This is a genomic window from Thermosinus carboxydivorans Nor1, from assembly GCF_000169155.1.
GTDB lineage: Bacteria > Bacillota > Negativicutes > Sporomusales > Thermosinaceae > Thermosinus > Thermosinus carboxydivorans.
In genome coordinates this window covers 1-7,460 of record NZ_AAWL01000042.1, presented here as the reverse complement: position 1 = coordinate 7,460, position 7,460 = coordinate 1, and the positions used below count along the sequence as shown (strand labels likewise).

General features: G+C 50.8%; 7 protein-coding genes. All 7 read left to right on the top strand.

The annotated features are described in order from the left end of the window. Window positions 1-493, top strand: a 493-nt coding sequence (locus TCARDRAFT_RS15160) for a transposase (protein ID WP_156784734.1), incomplete at its 5' end; no start/stop codon positions are given. A 372-nt stretch (window positions 494-865) separates the two neighbouring features. After that, window positions 866-3,214 (top strand): hypothetical protein, encoded by a 2,349-nt coding sequence (locus TCARDRAFT_RS14760; protein ID WP_050769650.1) that lies wholly within the window; start codon window positions 866-868, stop codon window positions 3,212-3,214. A gap of 19 nt (window positions 3,215-3,233) precedes the next feature. Next, window positions 3,234-3,662, top strand: coding sequence for a hypothetical protein (locus TCARDRAFT_RS14290; RefSeq protein ID WP_007290675.1), 429 nt, complete (start codon window positions 3,234-3,236; stop codon window positions 3,660-3,662). A 592-nt stretch (window positions 3,663-4,254) separates the two neighbouring features. Then, window positions 4,255-4,941 (top strand): HD-GYP domain-containing protein, encoded by a 687-nt coding sequence (locus TCARDRAFT_RS14285; protein ID WP_007290674.1) that lies wholly within the window; start codon window positions 4,255-4,257, stop codon window positions 4,939-4,941. Between the two features lie 155 nt (window positions 4,942-5,096). Continuing rightward, window positions 5,097-5,978: a pyridoxal 5'-phosphate synthase lyase subunit PdxS gene (gene pdxS / locus TCARDRAFT_RS14280; RefSeq protein WP_007290673.1), complete on the top strand. Its 882-nt coding sequence runs from the start codon at window positions 5,097-5,099 to the stop codon at window positions 5,976-5,978. A gap of 2 nt (window positions 5,979-5,980) precedes the next feature. Then, window positions 5,981-6,550, top strand: a complete 570-nt coding sequence (pdxT, locus tag TCARDRAFT_RS14275) for a pyridoxal 5'-phosphate synthase glutaminase subunit PdxT (RefSeq protein WP_007290672.1) — start codon at window positions 5,981-5,983, stop codon at window positions 6,548-6,550. 487 nt (window positions 6,551-7,037) lie between these two features. Then, window positions 7,038-7,460: IS110 family transposase (locus tag TCARDRAFT_RS14270; protein ID WP_007290671.1), on the top strand; the 423-nt coding region annotated here is incomplete at its 3' end.

Sequence of the window (7,460 nt, the reverse complement as noted above, 5' to 3'; positions counted from 1 at the left end):
AGCCGCATATGAGCGCCAAGCACAAGCCATTATCCCTCTCAATCGCCGGAAAGAAAAATTACCGCCCGAAGGAATGGACGAAAATCGTACTCCAACATGCTCCATGGGTTATCCGATGGTTTACTGGGGGTGTGAAAGAGAAAAAGGAATATTAAAGTTTCGGTGTCCCCATGTATGTGGCAAAGTTAATTGTCCTAACGGGAGTGCATGGTGTTCACCGTCTAACTATGGCCTGGTTATAAAGAAAAAAGTTGAAGATGATCCGCGCAGCTTCTGTACTCCTCATCGTGGCACACGGGAATGGGAAAAACTTTATGCGGAGCGAACATCGGTAGAACGAGCATTTTCCCGATTGAAGGAGCAGCTTGGAGCAAACACGGTTCGTGTACAGGGAATTAAAAAGGTTACAGCACATCTAATGCTTTGCTGCATTGCTTTACTGGCAGGAACAATAGCGGTTAATCGCCAGATACATCAGCAAAAAGCAGCCTAATTATTGTTTTTCATCTTACTTTTTACAGAATTAGCCCACCATAGGGATAGGTCTACCCTTTTTTAGGATGATATTGGAGCATTTTTGTTAAAAATTGGCTAATTACACTAATAGCTCTTGAATTTGACATCAAAATTGCTTAAAGACATCTCTTTGTGGATAACTTGCGATTGAATTATGCAAAACTCTCAAACATATTAATATTATGAATATATTGATGGAAGCGGCCGTGGTTTACGTGCGGCCGTGGTTATGAAAAATAAGCCGACAACCTAACCGGTTGGTCGGATATTTTTTATTATGCGGGCGTTACTATGGCTGATTTTAACGTTTGATCTAATAAATCGAACAAATGCCGGGGAGGTTATGGCAGTGAGAAAAGTACTGGGAAAAGTGGGGCTGGGGGGTTTGGTGGTCTGGTTAATTTTGGTGGCGAGCGTGTCGGTATGGGCAGCAGCGGTAGGCGACAGTACGCTGCAGGCTGACTGCCTGGCGGCGACGATCAAAGCGATTAAGCAAGAAATCCAGCGCCACCAGCAATGGCTCGAAGTTCGCAAAGAACAAGGCGATGAGCAGGGCGCGGCGGCAATGGAGGAGGCTTTGGCGCGGCTTAAGGCCGATCTCGACCGGTATCAGGCGATGGATGCCAAGGATTACATACTGCCCGCGCCGAAAACCACCGTGGCTTGGGTTGGCGAAGAGCTAAAGGAAGATCCGATTTTGACTGTTGAGGGGATGACCAAAAGCGGCCCGTGGTACCATGTGGTAGGCATTGCCGGCGGCGATTACGGGCTGCTCAAACCGATCGCCAAATACAACGTGAAGTATTATGAGGTTTATCCGCGCAGCTATTGGCACATGACCAGCGCCTATATCTTTATCGCCGCCGTGGAGCGGGCGGACGCGCCGCCTGCGGCCAAACACATCAAAGGCGAAGTTTTTGCCACCTATTACAGTGGGCTGTCCAGCAAGTTGATTAAATGTGAAAATTACAAAGTGTATTTGCTGCCGTCCGACGCGCCGGGCGAGAGGGGCGAACTGATTCTTGATGCCAAGCGGTCGGAGTTTGACTTGACGATAAGCGCGGACAAAATAAAACAATACCCGTACCTGGAATTCGTCGGGCAATATGGCAGCAAAATGATTGACCTGCGGACGATCAAAGACGGTGAATGGCTTGACGTTTACCTGGTGCCGCAGGTGGTTGTCAAAAAACCGGTGATTTATTTGTATCCGACCAAGACGATGCTGGTAGAAGTCAAACACGAATTTAAGGGCCGGCTGCACACGACCTATCCCGAGTACAATGACGGCTGGCGGGTTATCGCCTCCCCGGACGGGGATTTGCTGAATACCCGGGACAACCGGCATTATCAATACATTTTCTGGGACGGCAGCTATGATTTCCCGCTGCAGCATTACCGGTTAACAGACGGTTTTGTGGTCAAAAAGGAGAACTATGCGGCGTTTTTGCGCGATAAATTGCAGCAAATCGGGCTCAACGAGCGCGAGATTAACGATTTCATCGTTTATTGGCTGCCGGAGATGAACAAATACCAAAACTGTTTTGTCCATTTCCGCATCAACGACAATATCGATGGCAGTTCGGTACTGGCCGTAAAGCCCAAGCCGCAAACAATGATTAGGGTGTTCATGGAGTACTACGGGTTTGACGCTTGGGACGACCGGCCGCGGCTGCCCGAGCAGGTTTTGCCTTCGATCCCCCGCCAAGGGTTTACTCTTGTCGAGTGGGGCGGGAGCAGGCTGGCGTTTTTGCTGCCGGTCACTGCCGAACCGGCTAAAGAGGATTACACTTATTTGGGTGAGGACCAGGGGATCAAGTTTTATGGTTTTCCCCAGATGGCCAACCGCCAAGAGTGGGCGGTGCGACTTGAGCTGGGCCAGCAAGCCAAGGAGCGGCTAATGGGCGCGCGGCCGGCAGGCGGTGATGCCGATATTGACGACAAACTAGCCAATATTGCGTCTGCCATCTGTTGGGCCAGGGTCGATGCGATCCACGGGGTTAAAGTCATAGAACAGTGTTGGCTAGATGAAACCGGGAAGATCGTGGGGAGATCGGGCGGATCGCCCCAGGCTGATGCCTGGCCGGCAAGCTGGCTGGCAAATGCGTGCGAGCGGTTTTTACTCCGCTGGCTGACGTTTGGCTACGCGGGCGCGCAACCGTCCCAAGAAACGGCAGATCCTAGCGCGGGTGGTATCGGAAAATGGCTGTGGGGGCTGAATTGGACTACCAACCAAACCGACGCTGAACAAATTTTGGGCAAACAAGGCTTCGTACTGCGCGGCAAAGGTGAAGAACCGGCAGGTGGCACATGGTTGAAGATGGACAATGGCCTGTTTCTCGATTTGCCATGTGAGCTTAAGCTAGTATGGCGAGGTGACGGTCTGGCCGCTGTCGATGTTACGGTGATGGGCGGTACAGCTATGCTTACTGATATAACGTACCGCCATTTGCTTGCTTCCTTTACCGCCGACTATGGTTCGCCGACCAAGACTGCCGCTTATGAACTTAAAATATGGCCGCCGATTTTGGTTGAGACGGCTACGTGGCTGGTAAAGCCAGACAATGGTCCTATTTTTACCATTACCGTAAGCCAACAACGCCGCACGTTTACTTTTGAGGCCGGAGGGGATGTGCCGGGCAAGCTGGGGATAAGTTTCAAACGGTTGGTTAATAGTGGTGCCAATATTGACGACTAAGCAAGAAAGAGGGCGGAAAATGAAAAAAAGCTTTATCATTTGCCTGTTAGTCGCATTTTTCTTATTTGGTGTTACCAGTTCGGCTGCGGCAGCGAATTGGGTTTTTGTCGGCAAGCTGCAATTGGCGTCGGGCAAAAGTCGTACGGACTATGTTGACAGTGAGACCGTGGTATGGAATAAAGCGGATAATTCTATAACGTTTTGGCTGTTGAGCGAAACGGTCGATCCCGAACGTCCGCCCAATATGAGCGCCTGGACAACGACGAAGTACGTTACCAAACTGGATGGCATATATCCGACCCGGGTGCTGGAGTGGCACGGTTATACCAAAATTGACGGCAAGGTAATGGGGCTTTCCTCTAAGAAGCCAGACAGCCAGGTTATTTACCCTGAAGAATATTCGCTGTTGAGCGAGGCAATTGAATTGGCCGAAAAATACGCAAGGTAGCGGCGGGGTCTACTATGGAAATTATGAATTATTTATGCAAGGCGTATTAACGACAGCCAAAAACTAAAGGGCACTCAGCCTATGCGGCTAGTGCCCTTTAGTGTGTGTTGTGTGTCCGGTAAATCGCCGCGACGGCCTCAAACAGCTTGATTTTCGATGTTTCTTGGTTTTTCTGCAAAATTCCGTATTGGGCCGAAGGCATTCGCCGATTGGTAAAAGCATGGCCGAGCAATATTACACAAGATTATTTTCAGAACTGAAAGGATAATGCGAACTATCCGACGAATAAGTAAATCATATCGAAAATCGGCGGATGGTGGCGAGGTGGGCCAAATGGTGCAGGATATTAATAACAACGCAGTGTGTTTAACCGGCGTAAAGTGGGAAGAGGCAGCCGGCCCAAAATGTTATGACGTGTTCGGCTATAAAGGGATGAGCCTAAGAAACCCCAAGCGGGGGGGGGGGGGTAGAGGGAAGAGCTGATTTTTGGTTAGTTTGCGGAAATATCATATGGAAAATCAACCGCAAAGACCAGGAGATATGTATCGAACAGACAGCTATTCCCTTACTGCCTGGCGGCACGGCCCACCAGGTGGGAGAACTTATCTATGGCATTTCCGATAAAGTGAGGCTGCGAGAGCAGAAAAACCGCCTGTTTATTGAGAGTGGCATCGCCTTAGCGGAACTGGTCGATACGCATGACGAAGCTACCGGCAAACATTCGCTGCGGGTGCGCGACCTGGCCGTGGCGCTGGGCCGGGAGATGGGGCTGACCGCCCGGGAACTTGACAAACTTGCCGTTGCGGCGATACTGCATGATATCGGCAAGATCGGCATTCCGGAGAATATCCTTAACAAACCGGGGCGTTTGACCGAAGAAGAATACGCAATAATTAAACGGCATACCATAATCGGCTATAACATCTTGAAAAACATCCATTTACCTGAAGATATTGCCCGGAATATTTTGTATCACCATGAATGGTATGATGGTAACGGCTATCCCGCCGGGTTGCAGGGCGAACAAATTCCACTGGCTTCCCGCATTATTTGTGTTGCCGATGTCTACGAAGCCCTGACTGCCGACCGGGTATACCGGCCTCGCCTGGATATCCGGCAGGCGCTTCAGTTTATGCAGCAGGAAAAGGGACGGATGTTTGACCCGGTAGTGTTGGACGCTTTTTTCCGGATGCTGGCCCAACAAGATCCGCGCGTCGGCGCGGCGCTGAACGAGATGGCCGGTCTGGCGGCAGCCGGAGATTACCGCGCTGAACAGTAGGCAAAATGTTGATCGGATTGAGAAGCGATCGTGGCGATTAGCTGCGCTTTTTTTTTGAATGATGCAGGCGATAAGAGCAGGAATAGGCCGCAAACTGTCGTATTAAAATATGTCATATGTGATTATGATTTTTTGACTAACTAGGGGGTTGGGCTATGGAACAAGGTACTTTTCGGGTAAAAGCTGGCCTGGCGGAAATGCTGAAAGGCGGCGTAATAATGGACGTAACAACGCCGGAACAGGCGAAAATTGCCGAGCAGGCGGGCGCGTGCGCCGTTATGGCCCTTGAGCGGGTGCCGGCCGATATCCGGGCAGCTGGCGGGGTGGCGCGCATGGCTGACCCGACAGTTATCCTACGCATCATGGATGCCGTAACCATCCCGGTTATGGCCAAGGCTAGAATCGGCCATTTCGTGGAGGCGCAAATTCTGGAGGCGCTGGGTGTTGACTATATCGATGAGAGTGAAGTGCTCACTCCCGCTGATGATAAGTTCCATATCAACAAGCATCAGTTCAAAGTGCCTTTCGTTTGTGGCGCGAAAAATTTGGGCGAGGCGCTGCGCCGCATCGGGGAAGGGGCGGCCATGATCCGCACCAAAGGCGAGCCGGGTACGGGCAATGTCGTCGAGGCTGTAAAGCATATGCGCCAAGTGATGAGCGAGATTCGCACACTGGTCAATCTGCCTGATGACGAAGTGCCGGCGTTTGCCAAAAACATTGGGGCGCCGCTCGAACTGGTATTGGAAACGAAGAAACTGGGTCGGCTGCCAGTCGTCAACTTTGCCGCCGGCGGGATTGCTACTCCGGCTGATGCCGCGCTGATGATGCAGCTGGGCTGCGACGGTATTTTCGTCGGTTCCGGCATCTTTAAGTCCGGCGATCCGGTTAAGCGGGCCAAGGCGATTGTGGCGGCGACCACTTATTACAACGATCCTCAGGTGTTGGCCGAAGTGTCGAAAGACCTGGGCGAGCCCATGGTGGGTATCGAAATTTCGACGATTGCGCCCCATGAGCGCATGCAGGAACGGGGCTGGTAAACATGAAAGTCGGCGTACTTGCCCTGCAGGGCGCTTTCCGCGAGCACCGCTGGATGCTGGAGCGGTGCGGGGTAGAAGCGGTAGAAATCCGCAAACCCCAAGAGCTTGATGATGTCGCCGGGCTTATCATCCCTGGCGGTGAGAGCACGACAATTGGCAAACTGATGATCGAGTGGGGCCTCATGGATAAAATTAAGGAGCGGGCCGCCAATGGTCTTGCCATCTACGGCACTTGCGCCGGCATGATCCTGCTGGCGAAAGACATTATCGGCAGCGACCAGCCCCGGCTGGGCCTGATGGACACCGTGGTGCGGCGCAATGCTTTCGGCCGCCAGCGCGAGAGTTTTGAGGCCGACCTTAACGTGCCGGAATTTGGCGGCAAGCCGGTGCGGGCCGTCTTTATCCGTGCTCCTTATATCGAGAGCGTTGGTCCGGCGGTCCAGGTACTGGCGACCGTGAATGACAAAATCGTTATCGCTCGGCAAGGGAAATTCCTGGCGACGGCTTTCCATCCGGAACTGACGGACGATGACCGCATCCATCAATACTTTATTAAAATGATACAGGAATAAAATTTTAACTCCGGGAAAAAATTCCCGGAGTTTTTGCTCAAACGATAAAAAATATTTAACCACAGAGATGATCATGCCAATAATTGGCACCACAAAGCATGAAAACATTGAAGTTTAACCACGGAGGACACAGAGCGCGTGATATCTATCACGCGAAGAATATAATAATTTAAATTTCTCCGCGTCCTCTGTGGTTCCCTATATTTTCCAACTTGAAGTCACTGATTTTTCAGGGTAGACCCCCCATGTCGTTAGCACGACACCAACAAAGAATGAAAACCAGGTGCATATGTAGAATAATTTTTTTGCGGCTGGCGAAGAGAGGTCGATAGCTTGCTAGTGCTTCGAGCCTGAAGGGTAGACTGAACCCCAGTTACCTGGTGCACCACAAATTGTTGCTCCTACATTTAGGAAGCACGCGGAGTAGATTACTCGTACAAGGGTTACTGCACCAGTCGCAAAATAAGGCCGCAGAGGGGATCTTCTCATGAAACAAGTAATCCGCATTGTCCATGAACGCTGTTGTGGTATGGATGTTCACAAGAAGATTATCGTTGCCTGCGTTATCACACCTGACAACAAAGAAATTCGAACATTTGGCACTATGACGGACGACTTGCATGAATTAGTAAGCTGGCTTCAAAGTCACGGCTGTAGTCATGTAGCTATGGAAAGCACGGGAGTTTACTGGAAACCAATTTACAATCTTTTAGAACATACGGGAATTGAGATTTTGGTAGTCAATGCACAACACATAAAAGCAGTTCCGGGACGCAAGACAGATGTTAAAGATGCAGAGTGGATAGCTGAGTTACTACGGCATGGGTTACTGCAGGGCAGTTATATTCCAAGTCGTGAGCAGAGGGAATTACGGGAATTAGTAAGATATCGTCGGAGCCTCATAGAAGAC

Coding starts and splice junctions, on each gene's coding strand:
- TCARDRAFT_RS14290 (WP_007290675.1), top strand. CDS start 3,234: ATGAAAAAAAGCTTTATCATTTGCCTGTTAGTCGCATTTTTCTTATTT.
- pdxS (WP_007290673.1), top strand. CDS start 5,097: ATGGAACAAGGTACTTTTCGGGTAAAAGCTGGCCTGGCGGAAATGCTG.
- pdxT (WP_007290672.1), top strand. CDS start 5,981: ATGAAAGTCGGCGTACTTGCCCTGCAGGGCGCTTTCCGCGAGCACCGC.